A 16,108-nucleotide genomic window follows, 5' to 3' on the forward strand; every position below is an offset into this window, starting at 1 on the left:
CCTGCTCGAGCCCATCGGCAACATCCCTCCCGCAGAGGCGGAGGCAAATTACTACGCGGCTCTGGAAACATCGAGCATGGCCGCGTAGCTGAAACCAATCAGCCTCCGGCGAACCCGGGGCGGTTCAGATCTCTGAAAACACCCGCATCGCCTATACGCGCGACTGGACGACCTTCACCCGCTGGTGTCGGATGAAGGGCGCCGATCCCCTGCCCCCGTCGCCCGAACTGATCGGGCTCTACATCACCGATCTCGCGGCTCCCGCGGGCAAGACCCGCGCCCTCTCGGTGGCCTCGATCGAGCGCCGGCTGGCCGGGCTGTCCTGGGGCTACACGCAGCGCGGGGTCCGGCTCGACCGCCGCGACCGGCACATCTCATCGGTCCTCGCGGGCATCCGCCGTCGCCATGCCCGGCCGCCGTTGCAGAAGGAGGCAATCGGGCCCGAGGACCTCCGCGCCATGCTCGCCACGCTGGGCCACAATCTGCGGGGCCTGCGCGACCGGGCGATGCTGCTCATCGGCTTCGCGGGGGCACTGCGCCGCTCCGAGATCGTCGGTCTCGACCACGGCAAGGACGACACCATGGACGGCACCGGCTGGGTGGAGATCCTCGAGGCCGGGGCGCTCGTGACGCTGCGCGGCAAGACCGGTTGGCGCACGGTCGAGATCGCGCGCGGGTCCAGCGTCGCCACCTGTCCGGTCCAGGCGCTGGAACGCTGGCTGCATTTCGCGAAGATCGATTTCGGCCCGCTCTTCACCGCTGTCAGTCGCGACGGCATCCATGTGCTGGAGCGCCGCCTCAACGACCGTCACGTGGCCCGGCTGGTGCAGCGCACCGCACTTGCCGCCGGGTTGCGGCCCGAGCTGCCCGAGGCCGAGCGCCGCGCTCTTTTCGCCGGCCACTCGCTGCGCGCCGGGCTCGCCTCGTCGGCCGAGATCGATGAGCGTCATGTCCAAAAGCAGCTCGGTCACGCCTCGGCCGAGATGACCCGCCGATATCAGCGCGATCGGGACAGGTTCCGGGTCAACCTGACCAAGGCCGCAGGGTTATAGCTGACCTCCTTGCATCAAAATTAGGGAAGTTGGCGTCCACAAGGCACGGGGCTATTTAACGTGACACGACACAACCCACTACGGAGCGTCTTCGAGCTTGCGATGGAGTTCGACGATCCTTCCCACTTCGCACGCCGACCCCAGAATGACCGGAACGCGCTGATGCGGTCCTTCGGGCGCGATCTCAAGAATTCGCGTCCGCCCGGTGCTGGCCATGCCTCCTGCCTGTTCGATCAGGAAACCCATCGGATTGGCCTCGTAAAGCAGGCGCAGCTTGCCCCCACTCTCTCGAAGCGTTCGGTCCATGGGATAGAGGAACACACCGCCCCGAAGCAGGATGCGATGTACCTCTGCCACCATCGAGGCCACCCACCGCATGTTGAAGCTGCGCTGGCGCACCCCGTCGGCGCCAGCGAGGCATTCCTCGACATAGGCCCGGACAGGCTCTTCCCACAGCGGTAACCGCGCCGCGTTGATCGCAAACTCCGAGGTCTCGGCAGGCACCGTCATCTCCGGGTGCGTCAGGCAGAACTCCCCGGCTTCCGTATCGAGCGTAAAGCCATGCACGCCATGTCCAAGGGACAGCACCAGCATCGTGCTCGGGCCATAGATCACGTAACCGGCGCAGACCTGCTTCACGCCGGGCCGAAGCACCGAACGTAGCGTCGGCGCATCATCCCTTGCCCGAAGCACAGAGAAGATCGAGCCCACGGAGGTGTTCACGTCGATGTTGGATGAGCCGTCCAGCGGATCGAACAGCAGCACGTATTGGCCCCGCGGAAGGTGCGGCGGCACGAGATGGATTTCCTCCATCTCCTCGGACACCATGGCGCACAGCGTGCCGCCCGGCTCGCAGCATTCCAGGAAGATGTCGTTGGCGATTACGTCGAGCTTTTTCTGCGTCTCGCCTTGGACGTTCTGCGTGCCCTCGCTGCCATGCTGACCCGTGAACGCGGCCTGTTGCAGCGCGACCGCGATGCGCTTGCAGGCGGTGGCGACATCACTGAGCAGCCGCGTCAGGGATTCGTCCGCGCCATGTGGAAAACGTTCTTCGTTGAGGAACTGCGCAAGCGTCTTGCGGGACTGCATAGTCGTATGCCTTTCGGGAGGAAACGAAGTAGAACTGGCGGGGGCCCGGTTCAGGCGACCCGCTGCGTCAAGCCGCCGGCGGCGTAGCGCCCGGCCATCTCGGACAAAGATACGGGCCTGAGAGTGGCGGCCTTGCCCGTGCATCCGAACCGCTCGAACCGCTCCTCGCACAGCCGACGCGTGGCCTCGATCGCGGGCCCCATGTAACCGCGGATGTCGAAACTCGACGGGCTTTCGGCAAAGCACCGGCGGATCGTACCGGTCACCGCCATGCGGATGTCGGTGTCGATGTTGACCTTGCGCACCCCGTAGCGGATGCCGGCCTCCACCTCCTCAAGTGGCACGCCGAAGGTGGCAGGGATTTGGCCGCCATGGGCGTTGATCAGCTCTTGCAGGTCTTCCGGCACGGTCGAAGCGCCGTGCATGACCAGGTGCGTCGAAGGCAGGCGCGCATGGATCCCGCGCAGCACGTCGATGGCAAGGATGTCGCCAGTCGGCTTGCGGCTGAACTTGTAGGCACCATGCGAGGTGCCGATCGCCACCGCCAGCGCATCGACGTCGGTGGCATTCACGAAGGTCGCCGCCTCCTCGGGGTCGGTCAGCAACCGCTCGCGGTCGAGCGTGCCTTCGAAACCGTGTCCGTCTTCCTGATCGCCGGTGCCGGTTTCCAGCGAGCCGAGGCAGCCGATTTCGCCTTCGACGGAGACGCCACGCGCATGGGCCTCTTCCACCACAGCCCGCGTCACGCGGGTATTGTAGTCGAACGAAGCCGGGGTCTTGCCGTCTGCCTCCAACGAGCCGTCCATCATCACCGACGAGAACCCCAGATCCATCGCCTCGCGACAGGTGCCGGGACTGTTACCGTGGTCTTGGTGAATGCAGATCGGAAGATGCGACCAGCCCTCGAGTGCGCCCCGGACAAGGTGGGACAGCACCGTGTCGCCTGCGAACTTCCGTGCGCTGCGAGTGACCTGAAGGATCACCGGGCTGTTCGTGCGGTCCGCGGCCTGCATCACGCCGAGCATGGTTTCCATGTTGGTGATGTTGAAGGCTGGCAGGCCGCAGTCATGCTCCGCGGCATGGTCAAGAATGGAGCGCATCGCAACGAGAGGCATAGGTGGGGCTTTCCTAAAGTGATGAATGGCGACGGGTCACGGTCCGGCATAAGACAGTGTCCGCGCCGTCTTTGGATTCTGGCGCGAGGGGTTCAGAGCGCGCTCGCGACGAAACCGTCTGAAATTGCTTCCGATACGAACCGGTCCAGCGCCGACAGCGCCTCGGCTCGCGCCACGGGTAGCGCCATGGCTTGGGCCACCTGCGTGATCGCGCCATCGAGAAACCGCATGCCGGGCACATCGGCGAAATGACCCTCGAGGCTCTGCCGCACGCCGGCGACGACGTCGCCCTCGCCCGCCGCGAAACGCCTGAAGGAGTCGCCGGGTGATGCTGCTCGAAGCAATTCGGCATGGCATAAGGTCTGGCTCAGATGTAGATCATAGGCCGACCCCTTGGCCACCATCACCACCTGCCCCAACCTGTCGATCTCGGAGATGTCACGGATCGGGCTATCGGTCCGCACCGCGTAGATCGCCTCGATCAGGTGGTAGGCCCGCGTGAAGGCAATGACATTGGCGCGCGCAGGATCCACGGCCAGGAAAGCCACGTCCCAGCGATCCGCACCAGCATCGGCAACGACGGCCCCTGCTCCCTCGTAGCGGATGCACTCAAGTGGCTTGCCGATCGCTTCCGCCAACCGCCGGGCCAGCGCCGGGCTGACACCGTGGAAGGTGCCGTTCCGTTCCTGCACAAGCGCCCGGTTGCCGGTATTGATCGCCGCACGCAGGCGCGGTCCCTGCGCGATATCTTCAAGTGCTGTCATGCTGCTTCTCGTTTCAGAACCCGTTTCAGGATCGCGGCCAAAACGCCGCCCTGCCGCAGCAACTCAACCTCGACCCGCGTCTCGACCGCGGCGCGGCAATCGAGCGGCACGCCACGGCCGTTGGCACGCTGCCATGTCACAGAAATCGTGTCTCGCGGCACGAGCTTCTCAGGTCGGGAGTCGATCTCGAAGCGGTCGCCGGGCGCAATGCCGGCTTCTTCCGGCATGAAGTCCCCGCGGATCTCCAGCGGCAGCACGCCCATGCCGATCAGGTTGGTGCGATGGATGCGCTCGAAGCTGCGTGCGATCACCGCACGGCAGCCCAGCAGTGCCACGCCCTTCGCGGCCCAGTCGCGGCTCGATCCCATGCCATAGCGTTCGCCCGCGAGAATGACGCCGCTTCGCCCCTGAGCTGCAAGCTGCGCCGCCGCATCGAAGAGCGGCAGGCAGCTGCCGTCCTCCAGCAGCGTCTCGGCCGGGGCGAGATCTTCAGCGAGGTGGTTGTGCGCGAGGCGGTTTGTGAACAACCCTCGCAGCATCACTTCCCAGTTGCCGCGGTAGGAGGCGTAGACGTTGAGGTCCTCCGGATCGGCGCCGCGCGCGATTAGCCAGCGTCCGGCGGCGCTGTCGGCCATGATCCGGCCGGCCGGAGAAATGTGATCGGTGGTCATGTCGTCGCCCAGCACCAGCAGCGGCGCAGCAGCATAGCGGCCAAGACGGCTCCGCTGTTCCAGCGTCGCGAAGGCCGGGCGGCGCAGATTGCGCGAGGCCGGGTCCCAGGGGAAGCGCGGGCTGGCCGGGCTTTCGATCGCAGCCCAGTCGGGGTTGTCGGCGGCCTCGGTGAAAGCGTCGGGCACGTCCCCTGCAACGAGGCCCGCGTGCAGCGCCGCCGAGATCTCCGCCTCTTCGGGCCAAATCTCACGCAGGTGCACCGGCCTGCCTTCCATGTCCCGGCCCAAGGGAGCGGTGAGGATGTCGCCGTCGATCCGGCCCAGGATCGCGTAGGCCACAACCAGAGGTGGCGAGGCGAGGTAGCCGAGGTCGAGCTTCGGATGCACGCGCCCGGGGAAGTTGCGGTTGCCCGAAAGCACGGCGCAGACCGCTCGCCCTTGGGCCATCGCCGCCTCGATCGGTTCCGGCAGCGGGCCGGAATTGCCGATGCAGGTGGTGCAGCCGAAGCCCACGATGTCGAAGCCGAGTGCCGAGAGATCGCCCATGAGCCCGGCGCGCTCGAGATAGCGTGCCGCCGAGGGCGAGCCCGGCGCGAGGGAGGTCTTCACCCAAGGCGCGGCGGACAGACCCCGTGCGCGGGCCTTGCGTGCCAAGAGCGCCGCGGTGACCAGCAGTCGCGGGTCGGAGGTGTTCGTGCAGCTGGTGATCGCGGCGATGCCGACAGCCCCGTCAGGGACGCCAACCGCAGTCTCGACAAGCGGCCGGCCGATGGCCTCCTCGACGCGCGCATGAGCCTCGGCGGGCGCGCAGCGGTCCTGCGGCCGGCGCGGACCGGCAAGGTTTGGCGCCAGCGCCGACAGGTCGATCGAAATCTCCCGGTCGAAGCGCGGACAGGCCCCCGGGTCGAACCACACACCCATGGCGCGGAAGGCGGGCGCAATGGTGGCGGCCAGCGCCTCCGGCCGTCCGGTCTGCCGCAGGTAGTTCACCACCTGCCCATCCACCGGGAACAGCCCGGTCGAGGCGCCGTATTCCGGCGCCATGTTGGCGATCACCGCGCGGTCACCGGCGCTCAGGCCCGACACGCCCGGTCCGAAGAACTCGACGAAGCTGCCCGCCACGCCGATCTCCCGCAGCCGATGCGTCACCTCGAGCGCGAGGTCGGTCGAGAGCACGCCCGGCGCCAGTTCGCCAGTAAGCTTGACGCCCACCACTTCGGGCATCGCCAGCGTCGCGGGCTGGCCGAACATCACGCTCTCCGCCTCAAGCCCCCCAACGCCCCAGGCCATCACGCCGATACCGTTAATCATCGGCGTGTGGCTGTCGGTGCCCAGCAGCATGTCTGGATGCGCGGCTCCGTCCGCGCCGATCTCCAGCACCGAGGCCAGCTGTTCGAGATTGATGGTGTGCATAATCCCAGTGCCCGGCGGATTGACATGCACCCCGGGAAGGTTGTGCGAGGCCCATTTCATGAAGGCGTAGCGCTCACGGTTGCGCGCGATTTCCCGCGCGGCGTTGCGGCGGGCAGATCCAGGGCGGGCGTAGAGATCGACCGCCAGCGAATGATCGACCGAGACCTCGACCGGGAGCTGTGGTGACAGCGTGCGCGGGTCACCGCCTGCCTCCGCCACCGCGTCGCGCAAGCCGGCGATGTCAGCCAGCGCCGGGGTGCAGGTGGTGTCGTGCATCAGCAGCCGGTTGGGCTGGAAGGTGATCTCGAAGGCTTTCCGCCGGCCCTCAAGCCAGTCGTCCAGCGCCGCGAGCAACGGCGCCACCTCGCCGGTGGCGCGCAGGTGGTTTTCGGCCAAAAGCCGCAACACATGCGGCAGGCGCGGCAGCCGCGCCCCGAGGATCATGGGTAGATCGGTCACGCGCAGCCGGCCGCTGGCGGTCTCGATTTCCGAGCGCGGGAGAGGAACCGGCTTGCTCATCCGAACACCTCGTGAAGCTCGGTGACCTGCGTCTCGTCGGGCAGACGGACGGGCTGACCGCGCAGCGCAACGAGCAGTTTCGCCGTCTCCTCGAGTTCTTCCGCGGCGGCGACCGCGTCGAACAGGGTCCGGCCCGTGACGACCGGCCCGTGATTGGCCAGCAGCACCGCCGCGAACCGTCCGTCGAGGCCGTGGATCATTTCGCCCATGCGCGGATCGCCGGGGCGCACATACGGCAACAACCGCACCTTCCCTACCCGCATCACCACATAGGGGGTAAGCGGCGGCACGCAGTCCTCGGGGTTGGTGTCGACCAAGCAGGACAGCGCCGTGGCCCAGGTCGAATGCAGATGCACGACCGCCTGGGCCTCGGGCCGCGTTTTCAGAAAGGCGCGATGCAGGAACACCTCCTTGGTCGGCCTGTCGCCGGACAGATGCGCGAAATCGCGATCGAGCTTTGCGATCCGATCCGGCTCGAGGTCGCCGAGGCGGCAATTGGTCGGCGTGACCAGATAGCCGTCCTCCAGCCGGACCGAGACATTGCCGGCGCTGCCGACCGAGAAACCGCGTTCAAAAAGGGATCGGCACAAGCGGGCCATTTCGGTTCGGGCATCGCGTTCCTCAGGCGTCATGCCGCGCCTCCCATCATGCGCAGTGCCTTTTCGAAGAAGTCTGGCGAACCGAAATTTCCCGATTTGAGCGCCAGCAGCAGCGGCGCGTCGACAGAGCCGAGGTCCAGCACCGGCACGCCCGGATCGATCTCCGGGCCGATGCGCATCGCCCGGCAGCCGAACGCCGTCGTGACCGCCTGCGCCACCGCGCCCGAGGTCTCACCGCCGGCGACGACGATGCGATGCCAGCCATCTTCCACCAGCGCACGAGCGGCCCCGGCGAACAGCGCATCGAGGCACTCCGCGACCCGCTCACGTCCATAGCGCGTTTGGAGAGCTGTGACTTCGTCAGGGCTACCCGACGAATAGACCAGCGGTGCAGCGTCGCGGTGCTCCGCGATGAAGTCGTGAAGATCCGACGCTCTCAGCCGTCCCTCCATCACCGCCGCCACATCGATCGCCATGGCGGGATGGCGGGCGGCATGGTGCTCGACCTGTCCGCGCGTCGCGCCCGAGCAGGAGCCGGCAAGGATCGCACCAGGCCCTTCGGCAGAAGCGAAGTCCACGCGCCCCCCTGCCATGCGCCCCGCCCGAATGAAGTTGCGCGGCAGACCCATTGCGATGCCCGAGCCACCGGTGACGAGCGCCGCGCCGTCGAGCGCCGCACCGATCTCGGCGAGATCAGCGTCGCGGATCGCATCGATAACCAGAAAGGTCTCGTCCCGCCCGGCCGCCGCATCCAGAGCAGCCCGCAGCGCCGGCGCGCCCTGCGCCACCACCGGCCAGTCCACCAGACCGATCGTCGCGCGGGTCTGCCGGCTCAGAACCCGGCGCAGGTCCGGGTCACGCATCGGGGTAAGCGGATGATGCTGCATCCCGCTTTCGCTGAGCAGCCGGTCGCCGACGAACAGATGGCCGCGATAGACCGTGCGCCCCGCCGCCGGGAAGGCTGGACAGACCGTGACGCCCTTCGCCCCCAGCCTTTGCGCCAGTGCCTCGGCCACGGGGCCGATATTGCCGTCATCGGTCGAGTCGAAGGTCGAGCAGTACTTGAAGACGATTTGCTCGCAGCCCTGCGCCAAGAGCCAGTCGAGCGCGGCAAGCGATTGCGTCACCGCGTCCTTGGTCGGAATCGATCGGCTCTTGAGTGAGATAATCCCGGCGTCGATATCGCGCGCCGCGGGCTCCTGCGGAACACCGGGATACTGGGCACAGCGCAGCCCGCCCTCTGGTGGCAGACCGCGAGCCAGCGTGTTTGCGATGTCGCTGCCGCCGGTGAAATCGTCCGCGATCACGCCGATCAGCATGGTGCCGCCTCCTCGATATGGAGCCGCGCCTTCAGCGCGGCGATCGCGGTTTCGGGGCTGGTCAGCACCGGCAGCGGTGTCGCCGCGCGGGCCATGGCCGCCGCCCGGCTCATCGAGAAATGCGCCAGCATCACCGCGTCGGCTCCCTCGATCCCGGCCGCCGCCTCGGCGACCAGCCGGTCATGCGTGGCCGTGTCGCCCGAGCCGAGCGCGTCCAGCGCGCCGGGCACATGCACCGAATGGATCGACGCCTCGGCGCCCGTCAACACCGCAGCCTCCTGGAATTCACGCTCCATGCCCTCGGCGGCGGGCGCGAAGCTGTAGAGCATCGCGATGCGCCGCCCCGCACCGAGCGCCTGCACGAACATCGCCTCGTTGGGCTTGAGCACCGGGATCGGCAGCCGCCGCGCCGCATGCTCGATGCCGCGACCGAAGGACGAGCAGGTGTAGAGGATCGCATCCGGCCTCAGCCCCATCGCGTAATCGGCGAGTGCCCCAATGCGCGCGTCGAGCGCATCGCGGGTCGCCCGCCCCTTTGCAAGATCGATCGAGAGCCCCTCCTCAAGGACCGAGAGTGTCTCGGCCTCGGGCCAACTCTCATTGAATGCGGTTTCGATCGGCGCCATTGCCACCCGAGTGGCGTGAATCAGCACGATGCGCGGGCTCTCCGACATGTCTTGTCCTTTGCTGGGAGATTGGGGGACGGCGGGGGGAGGTACCGCCGTCCCGCGCGGAACGCGTGGGAGCGCGCGCCCCGCGATCAGACGGTCGCGACTGCCTCGCTTACGTACCGCCCGAACTCATCGGTGTTCACCGTGCCGCCCAAGTCGCGGGTGCGACGGGCTGGATCGTCGATGACCGCATCGACGGCGCGATGGATCACGTCGCCCGCCTGCATCAGCCGGGTCTCGCCCCGCCGTTCGCCCAGCCACGACAGCATCATCGACGCCGACAGGATGAGCGAGGTCGGGTTCGCGACATTGCGTCCGGCGATGTCAGGGGCCGAGCCGTGCTGGGCCTGCGCACAGCAGAGCCCGGTCTCCGCATTGGCGTTGATCGACCCGGCCAGGCCGAGCGAGCCGGACAGCTCCGAGGCGAGGTCCGACAGGATGTCGCCGTAGAAGTTGGTGGCGACGACCACGTCATAGGCCTCGGGCTTGCGCACCAAGAGCGCCGCGAATGCGTCGACGATCAGCTCCTCGGTCTCGACCTCGGGGAACTCACGCGCCACGGTGCGGAAGCATTCGAGGAACAGCCCGTCGGTCATCAGGAACGAGTTCGCCTTGTGAATCGCGGCGACTTTCCGGCGGCGCTGCATCGCCAGCTTGAATGCCTCGCGGCAGATCCGCATCGAGGCGTGGCGGGTGATCTTGCGCACCGAAAGCGCCATGTCGGGGTCGGGCATCATCTCGCCCACGCCGCGATGCATGTTGCGGTCCGGGTAAAAGCCCTCGGTCGCCTCCCGCATGATCACCAGATCCATGCCGGGGGCCTTGTTCGGCACGACATCGCGCGACCGCGCCGGCCGGACATTGGCGTAGAGATCGAGTCCAACGCGGAAACTGGCCGAGACGTTGCGCCCACCTTGCGCCAAGGCCGGGTAATCCATGTGGCTCTGTGTGCCCAGGATGATGCCGTCGCAATCGCGGGCCCGATCCAGCACTTCGTCGCGCAGGGTGATGCCGTGTCTTTCGAGCGAAGCGAAACCGCTTTCGGCCTCCTCGAAGATCATCCCAAGATCGAAGCGGCGGTTGGCTGCCTGCATCACTTCGAGTGTGGCCGTCATGATCTCGGGCCCGATCCCGTCGCATGGCAGGGTCATGATACGCATAGTCAATTCTCCTTTTGGGGGCGGGCAACCCCGGGGGGCGCCCGAAATTGTTGAAAGCAGAGGTCAGTCGACCTGTTGCATCTCCTCGACCGGGCGCTCTGCCTCAATCCTGGACTTCACGCGCCGACCCATGATCATCGGCAGCACGAAGCCGGTGATCGCGATCACCCACAGCGCCACCGCGAGCGGGCTGCCGATCAGCGCGGTCCAGTCGCCGTCCGAGATCGTCATTGCGCGGCGCAGGTTCACTTCCATTTCGTTGCCGAGCAGGATGCCAAGGATCACCGGCACCAGCGGCACGTCGATCTTCCTGAGCACCCAGCCCATCACCCCGAAACCGACCATCAGCATCAGGTCGAAGGTCGAGCCCGAGATGCCGTAGATGCCGACGAAGGAGATCATCGCCACGACCGGCATCAGGATGCGCGTGGGGATCAGCAGCACGCGGGTAAACAGGCCGACCATCGGGATGTTGAGCGCCAGCAGCATGAAGTTGGCAATGAACAGCGCCGCGATCAGTCCCCAGACCACATCCGGGTTCTGAGTGAAGAGCAAAGGCCCCGGCGTGATGTTGAGCGAGAGAAGGACCGCAAGCAGCACCGCCGTGGTGCCCGAGCCCGGCACGCCAAGTGCCAGCATCGGCACTAGGGCCCCACCAGAGGCCGCGTTGTTGCCGACCTCGGGAGCGACAACACCGCGCGGATCGCCGGTGCCGAAAGTCTTGCCCTCGCGATCGACAACCTGCTTTTCCAAGCTGTAAGCGAGAAAGGAGCCCAGCGAGGCACCTGCCCCGGGTAGCACGCCAGCAATGAAACCGATGATGGAGGAACGGCCCATGGTGGGCAGGCAGCGCTTGAGCACCGCCATCTCGGGAAGCAGTCGGCCAATCTGTATTCCGCCGGATTTGCCAACCGCGCCGCCGCGATGATGCTCGAGGAAGATGAACACCTCGGACAGGGCGAACAGCCCGACGATGGCAATCAGGAAATCGATGCCGTCGAACAGGTGGATTTCTCCAAAAGTAAACCGCTGCACCCCAGTCTGGGTGTCGATGCCGATCATTGCGATACCAAGACCGATCGCCGCGGCCAGCGCTGATTTGGCCTGATTGGTTGAGGAGATGCCGCCCAGCGTGGCAAAGGCCAAGGTGAACAACACGAAGTACTCTGCCGGGCCGAACAGCAGGGCGATCTTCACCAGCTGTGGTGCCAGCAGCACGAGGCCCCAGGTGGCAAAGAAGGCCCCCACGAAGCTGGCGATACCCGAGAGCGACAGCGCCTCGCCGGCCTTGCCCTGCTGGGCCATCGGATAGCCGTCAAGGCACGTCATCATTGCCGGCTCGTCGCCGGGGATGTTCAGCAGGATCGAGGAGATCCGGCCGCCATACATGGCGCCGTAATAGACCGAGGTCAGTAGGATCAGCGAGGGCGTGGGGCCAAGCCCCAGAGAAAAGGCGATCGGGATCAGGATCGCCACGCCGTTGGCGGGCCCGAGGCCCGGCAGTGCGCCCATCAGGGTGCCGAGGAAACATCCGATCAGAGCGAGGAAGAGGTTCTCGACGGTCAGCGCGATAAGAAAACCGTCGGCGAGAGAGGCAAGAATGTCCATGATGCGGTCCTCAGAAGCCGAACGGGCCCTTGGCCAACGACAGGCCGAGGATCAGGTGAAAGACAACGTAGATGCCCAGCGAGGTGGCGACGCCGGTCATCGCCGCGCCCAGCGGTTTTGACCCCAGCCGCCACGTCAGGTAGGCGGTGGCGAAGATGGTGCTGACCAGAAAGCCCAACTCGGGCAGCGCGATCGCGTAGGCCAGCATCGCTGCGACGGCGAGCAGGATTTCCATGAAGTCGCGGAACGGTGGCCAGACCGGTTCGGGGTCGGGGCGCAGCACCATGTAGGCCGAGCAGATCGCCAGTACGATGCCGACGATGATCGGAAAGGTCTTCGGCCCGATGGCATCTGCCATGAAGCTTTCGGGAATGATGGTGGCGGCCCAGATATAGAACACGGCCAGGGCCATACCGATTCCACCGGAGATCCGGTCGCTCATTGTATTCCTCCCTCGGGGATTAGGGCTGGGCGGCCGGCGCGGACGCGCGCACGGCCGCCGGGACCGGCATCAGTTGATGATGCCGATCTCCTTGGAAATGTCGGTGATCTGCTGAATGTTGTCGGCGACGAAGGCGTCCATATCCTCGCCGAAATTGTTCAGCGGCTCGATCGAGGCGGCCTTGAGCTCCTCCTTGAAGGCCTCGCTCTCGGTCATGGTGCGGATCGCGTCGGTCCAGAAGGTTTTGGCCTCGTCAGACGCGCCTGCCGGCATGTAGAGCCCGCGCCAGTTGGCGCCGATCACGTCAAAGCCCTGCTCCTTAGCGGTGGGGATGTCAGGGTAGCTTTCCAGTCGCTCGGGCGAGAGCACCGCGAGCACGCGGATATCGCCCGAATCAATAAAGCCGCGGATCTCGGAGAAGTCGCCCGAAACGGCAGTGACTGAATCCGACAAGAGCGCGGTTATCGCTTCGCCGCCGCCCGAGAAGGCCACATACTTCATCTGACGGACATCCTCGAGGCCGGCCTCCTTGCCCAGAAGCAGCGGCTTGATGTGGTCATAGCCACCCGTAGCCGAACCACCGGCGAAGGAGACCGAGCGCGGGTCCTCCTGCACCGCCCCCATCAGGTCCTCGAGCGACTGGAACTCGGAACCTGCATCGACCGCGATCGCCCCGTACTCGGCCCCGAAGGTCGCGAGCCAGTCGACATCCTCCGGGGTGGCGTCCGGATAGGCGCCCTGCGCCAGACGCGAGGTAGTGCCGTTCGAAGCCGCAATGATCAGGTTGTCGGCGTCGTTGCGCTTGCCACTGACATGGGCGTAGGCCACGCCGCCACCGCCGCCAGTCATGTTGCTGACCTGCATCGTTCCCTCAATCACTCCGAGATCGAACAGGTGCTTGGCAGTCGTGCGGCAGATGAAATCCCAGCCACCACCCGGCGCCGACGGCGCAATGCATTCCGGGTTTTCCGGTTGAAAGTCCTGCGCCTGCACGACGGTCGCAGCCAAGCCCATGAGGCTGAGCGCGCTCGCGGCGGCAAAGGTGGACGTGATCTTCATGCGGTTTCCTCCCTAAAACATGACGGGGCGTGTTCTCCCCGCCCACATCATTGCACTTATAAAACTATTTGTGCAATATGATTCTGGGCGCGTGACAGGAGAAAACCTCGCCAACCTTTACACCACTGATTTCATGCAACTAATCCGTCACCGCTCCCGAATGCGCCCGGTGCGTCGAGTCTTTCCGCACTGAGAAGCGCCCAGAATGCACCCCGTACCACCGGCGGCGCTTCTACGATCCAAATCCTCGCCCCACGGGAAAAATCGAAATCCACCGCTGGGGACGGCCCGAAACCATGCGTTTTGGCGCCGCCTTTGGCAGCTCAAGCCGACGCCTGAGGGGCTTTCTGATCTTCGTAACCCTCGACCGGTTGCAACGGCATCGTTCCGCCACACCACCGGTTCGACGTTCCGCCGCTATGCTTGAGGCCAAGAAGGGATCCTACCAGCGCAGCAATCTTGCTATTAGCGGCGCTCCGAGGATGACAACGACGATACGCACCACGTGATGCGTGACCACGAAAGCGAGGTCGGCGCTCGCCACGATCGCCAGCACGGCCATCTCCCCCTGCCCGCCCGGCGCAAAGGAAAGCAGCGCCTCCATCCCTGGCGCCCAGCCGGCCCTGTACACCACCTCGGCAAAGCCGAAGGCCAGTACGCAGAGGATGAGGCAAAAGACAGCGCCGGACGCGATGTCGTGCCGCAACTCTTGCCAAGTGACACCGGTATATTTTGCGCCGATCGCGCAGCCGATGAAGAACTGAGCCGCCATGATGGCCAAAGCAGGCGGCCTGTGCTCGATGAGACCGGAAAGACTGAACAGCGCGGCGAAGATCATCGGCCCGATGATCGAGGCGCCAAACAACCCAATCCGCTGCGCCCCAAGCCATCCCGCGACCGAGGCCACTGCCATGAGCGCCAGCTCGTGCGGCGGCAGGTCAGACAACGCGACACCCAAGGGCGCATCCAGTCCTCGCCCATAGTAGAAGGTAAGAACGAGAGGCGCGACAGACACGATCATCAGGACCCGCGTCGCATGCACAAGTGACAGACTGCGGATGTTCGCACCCGGCCTCCTCGCCGAACACTACCATGTCCTGAAACCCGCCGGGCATCGCGGCGTAGAAGGCAGTCGGCCCGTCGAAACCGCGAAGCCTGCGGAAGAAGGGGTAGCCGATAAGCCCGATCAGCAGGATGAAGGGCGGGATTAGGGCTACCGAATACGCCATGCCCGGCAGCCGCTCCAGCAGCTCGGGCGTAATAGAAGCTCCGACAGCGACGCCCAAGATAGTACGCATTAGGATGCCAAGGCGTCCGGTTCCGGCCATCCGTGCCCCGGCCAGCCCCGCGGCAAGGCATGCAAAGAGCGGCCCGAGCAGCATCGGCAATGGCAGGTGCAGGAACTCGAACAGTGCAGCGCCCGCCGCACCATATAGCAACGTTGCCGCCATACCGCCCACCTCGCTTCACCACCCACCATCTGGCATTATAGCTTTATTGCACTTTTCACATTATAAGTTCAAGTTAAGCAGGCGAACTTTGGTATGCTCTTTGCCAGCGGCGTCAGCTGGACTATCACGGATCATCGCCCTCGATCAGAGGCGTTGAGGGAGACGAGATGAAGACGAGCGACCTGTCCGAGCGCATTGCCAGGGAACTGCAAGAGGATATTGCTACCGGCACGCTCGCGCCTTCGGCACATATCAGGGCCCAAGCCTTGGCCGAGCGCTTTGGTGTGTCCCGCACGCCCGTCCGGGAAGCGTTGGAGCTCCTGTTGCAGAAGGGCTTGGTCGAACAAAAACCTAATCGAGGTTTCTTTGTGGACCCTGCCGCAGCCGCCCGAACGAAAAAAATTATCTCTGATACTGCAACGGACGTCTCGGATTACCAAGTTTTGGCCAATGATTGGATGCGCGGACGCCTTCCTTCCGAAGTCACGATTCAGCTTCTTCAAGACCGCTACGGGCTGACCAAGTCGCGCCTGCTCGATCTGCTGGCACGGGCTGGCCGCGAGGGCTGGGCCGAGCAGAAGCCAGGTTACGGTTGGCGCCTCCTGCCAGTGGTCAGCACGCCCGAAGCTTTCGAGCAGATTTACCGATTCCGCATGACTATTGAGCCTGCCGCCCTGCTGGAACCCAGCTTTCGGCCCGATCGGGAAATACTGCGCGATCTAAGGCAGACACAAGAAAGCATGCTTGAACGCGACATCGCCGTGGCCTCGCCCGAACGACTGCTCGCGACTGGAGCCAATTTCCATGAAGCAATCATCCGGATGTCCGGCAACCCGTTCTTCCACACGGCACTGGAGCGGGTGAACCGGATGCGACGACTGATGGAGTATCGCGCGCGGTTCGACCGGACACGCTTCATCCGACAATGCACCGAACACTTGCAGATTCTGGACACGCTCGAGACCGGCGACATTCTGGAGACCTCCTTCATTATGCGCCGCCATCTGGCCGGCGCACTAAAGCAGAAGGTTCCAGTCGCCCAAGATTGGTCGTAAGCATCCGCCGAGAGCCGCCTGACGGATGAGCTTGCTTGGCTGCTAAGACCTGACGCTATGACAGACCATAGCTTCATATCCCAAGTAGAGGTTCTCTCGGTCACGGATACCGGGCGCCGGC

At 65.3% G+C, this 16,108-nt stretch carries 14 protein-coding genes and 1 pseudogene; 2 read left to right on the top strand and 13 right to left on the bottom strand.

The annotated features are described in order from the left end of the window. Positions 1-131: 131 nt before the first annotated feature. Positions 132-1,052 (top strand): annotated as a pseudogene (locus ACJASC_RS17185) (tyrosine-type recombinase/integrase); the annotation flags it as partial. 78 nt (positions 1,053-1,130) lie between these two features. On the opposite strand, the gene ACJASC_RS17190 reads toward ACJASC_RS17185, so the two are convergent. The 13 genes from ACJASC_RS17190 to ACJASC_RS17250 form a co-directional block, all read right to left on the bottom strand. Beyond that, complete coding sequence (locus ACJASC_RS17190) at positions 1,131-2,141, bottom strand: class 1 fructose-bisphosphatase (protein WP_415147077.1); 1,011 nt, start codon at positions 2,139-2,141, stop codon at positions 1,131-1,133. 50 nt (positions 2,142-2,191) lie between these two features. Next, positions 2,192-3,256 (bottom strand): class II fructose-bisphosphate aldolase, encoded by a 1,065-nt coding sequence (fba, locus tag ACJASC_RS17195; RefSeq protein WP_415147078.1) that lies wholly within the window; start codon positions 3,254-3,256, stop codon positions 2,192-2,194. Between the two features lie 92 nt (positions 3,257-3,348). Next, complete coding sequence (locus ACJASC_RS17200; protein ID WP_415147079.1) at positions 3,349-4,020, bottom strand: transporter substrate-binding domain-containing protein; 672 nt, start codon at positions 4,018-4,020, stop codon at positions 3,349-3,351. Then, positions 4,017-6,623 carry an aconitate hydratase AcnA gene (gene acnA / locus ACJASC_RS17205; protein ID WP_415147080.1) on the bottom strand — a complete coding sequence of 869 codons (2,607 nt, stop codon included), beginning with the start codon at positions 6,621-6,623 and terminating at the stop codon, positions 4,017-4,019. The genes ACJASC_RS17200 and acnA overlap by 4 nt, the downstream gene beginning before the upstream one ends. Continuing rightward, positions 6,620-7,255 carry a 3-oxo-tetronate 4-phosphate decarboxylase gene (gene otnC, locus ACJASC_RS17210; protein WP_415147081.1) on the bottom strand — a complete coding sequence of 212 codons (636 nt, stop codon included), beginning with the start codon at positions 7,253-7,255 and terminating at the stop codon, positions 6,620-6,622. Before otnC ends, acnA begins: the two co-directional genes overlap by 4 nt. Beyond that, positions 7,252-8,541, bottom strand: a complete 1,290-nt coding sequence (gene otnK / locus ACJASC_RS17215) for a 3-oxo-tetronate kinase (RefSeq protein WP_415147082.1) — start codon at positions 8,539-8,541, stop codon at positions 7,252-7,254. The genes otnC and otnK overlap by 4 nt, the downstream gene beginning before the upstream one ends. Continuing rightward, positions 8,535-9,215 carry a hypothetical protein gene (locus tag ACJASC_RS17220; protein ID WP_415147083.1) on the bottom strand — a complete coding sequence of 227 codons (681 nt, stop codon included), beginning with the start codon at positions 9,213-9,215 and terminating at the stop codon, positions 8,535-8,537. Before ACJASC_RS17220 ends, otnK begins: the two co-directional genes overlap by 7 nt. An 86-nt stretch (positions 9,216-9,301) precedes the next feature. After that, positions 9,302-10,372 carry an isocitrate/isopropylmalate dehydrogenase family protein gene (locus ACJASC_RS17225; protein WP_415147084.1) on the bottom strand — a complete coding sequence of 357 codons (1,071 nt, stop codon included), beginning with the start codon at positions 10,370-10,372 and terminating at the stop codon, positions 9,302-9,304. 63 nt (positions 10,373-10,435) lie between these two features. Next, positions 10,436-11,980: a tripartite tricarboxylate transporter permease gene (locus tag ACJASC_RS17230; protein WP_415147085.1), complete on the bottom strand. Its 1,545-nt coding sequence runs from the start codon at positions 11,978-11,980 to the stop codon at positions 10,436-10,438. Between the two features lie 10 nt (positions 11,981-11,990). Then, positions 11,991-12,422, bottom strand: a complete 432-nt coding sequence (locus ACJASC_RS17235) for a tripartite tricarboxylate transporter TctB family protein (RefSeq protein WP_415147086.1) — start codon at positions 12,420-12,422, stop codon at positions 11,991-11,993. Positions 12,423-12,491: 69 nt separating this feature from the next. After that, positions 12,492-13,481 carry a Bug family tripartite tricarboxylate transporter substrate binding protein gene (locus ACJASC_RS17240; RefSeq protein WP_415147087.1) on the bottom strand — a complete coding sequence of 330 codons (990 nt, stop codon included), beginning with the start codon at positions 13,479-13,481 and terminating at the stop codon, positions 12,492-12,494. A gap of 442 nt (positions 13,482-13,923) precedes the next feature. Beyond that, complete coding sequence (locus ACJASC_RS17245; RefSeq protein WP_415147088.1) at positions 13,924-14,502, bottom strand: AbrB family transcriptional regulator; 579 nt, start codon at positions 14,500-14,502, stop codon at positions 13,924-13,926. Then, on the bottom strand, positions 14,420-14,932 hold the full coding sequence (locus ACJASC_RS17250) for an AbrB family transcriptional regulator (RefSeq protein WP_415147089.1): 513 nt from the start codon (positions 14,930-14,932) through the stop codon (positions 14,420-14,422). Before ACJASC_RS17250 ends, ACJASC_RS17245 begins: the two co-directional genes overlap by 83 nt. A gap of 167 nt (positions 14,933-15,099) precedes the next feature. Here ACJASC_RS17250 and ACJASC_RS17255 point away from each other — a divergent pair, with 167 nt between their 5' ends. After that, positions 15,100-15,987, top strand: coding sequence for a GntR family transcriptional regulator (locus ACJASC_RS17255; protein WP_415147090.1), 888 nt, complete (start codon positions 15,100-15,102; stop codon positions 15,985-15,987). The last annotated feature ends 121 nt before the right edge of the window (positions 15,988-16,108 follow it).

Origin of the sequence: Limimaricola cinnabarinus (genome assembly GCF_047631075.1) — a bacterium.
Classification (GTDB): Bacteria; Pseudomonadota; Alphaproteobacteria; order Rhodobacterales; family Rhodobacteraceae; genus Limimaricola; species Limimaricola cinnabarinus.

Excerpts from the sequence above, each read along its gene's own strand:
- ACJASC_RS17190 (WP_415147077.1), bottom strand. The coding sequence starts at position 2,141 with ATGCAGTCCCGCAAGACGCTTGCGCAGTTCCTCAACGAAGAACGTTTT.
- fba (WP_415147078.1), bottom strand. The coding sequence starts at position 3,256 with ATGCCTCTCGTTGCGATGCGCTCCATTCTTGACCATGCCGCGGAGCAT.
- ACJASC_RS17200 (WP_415147079.1), bottom strand. The coding sequence starts at position 4,020 with ATGACAGCACTTGAAGATATCGCGCAGGGACCGCGCCTGCGTGCGGCG.
- acnA (WP_415147080.1), bottom strand. The coding sequence starts at position 6,623 with ATGAGCAAGCCGGTTCCTCTCCCGCGCTCGGAAATCGAGACCGCCAGC.
- otnC (WP_415147081.1), bottom strand. The coding sequence starts at position 7,255 with ATGACGCCTGAGGAACGCGATGCCCGAACCGAAATGGCCCGCTTGTGC.
- otnK (WP_415147082.1), bottom strand. The coding sequence starts at position 8,541 with ATGCTGATCGGCGTGATCGCGGACGATTTCACCGGCGGCAGCGACATC.
- ACJASC_RS17220 (WP_415147083.1), bottom strand. The coding sequence starts at position 9,215 with ATGTCGGAGAGCCCGCGCATCGTGCTGATTCACGCCACTCGGGTGGCA.
- ACJASC_RS17225 (WP_415147084.1), bottom strand. The coding sequence starts at position 10,372 with ATGCGTATCATGACCCTGCCATGCGACGGGATCGGGCCCGAGATCATG.
- ACJASC_RS17230 (WP_415147085.1), bottom strand. The coding sequence starts at position 11,980 with ATGGACATTCTTGCCTCTCTCGCCGACGGTTTTCTTATCGCGCTGACC.
- ACJASC_RS17235 (WP_415147086.1), bottom strand. The coding sequence starts at position 12,422 with ATGAGCGACCGGATCTCCGGTGGAATCGGTATGGCCCTGGCCGTGTTC.
- ACJASC_RS17240 (WP_415147087.1), bottom strand. The coding sequence starts at position 13,481 with ATGAAGATCACGTCCACCTTTGCCGCCGCGAGCGCGCTCAGCCTCATG.
- ACJASC_RS17245 (WP_415147088.1), bottom strand. The coding sequence starts at position 14,502 with ATGATCGTGTCTGTCGCGCCTCTCGTTCTTACCTTCTACTATGGGCGA.
- ACJASC_RS17250 (WP_415147089.1), bottom strand. The coding sequence starts at position 14,932 with ATGGCGGCAACGTTGCTATATGGTGCGGCGGGCGCTGCACTGTTCGAG.
- ACJASC_RS17255 (WP_415147090.1), top strand. The coding sequence starts at position 15,100 with ATGAAGACGAGCGACCTGTCCGAGCGCATTGCCAGGGAACTGCAAGAG.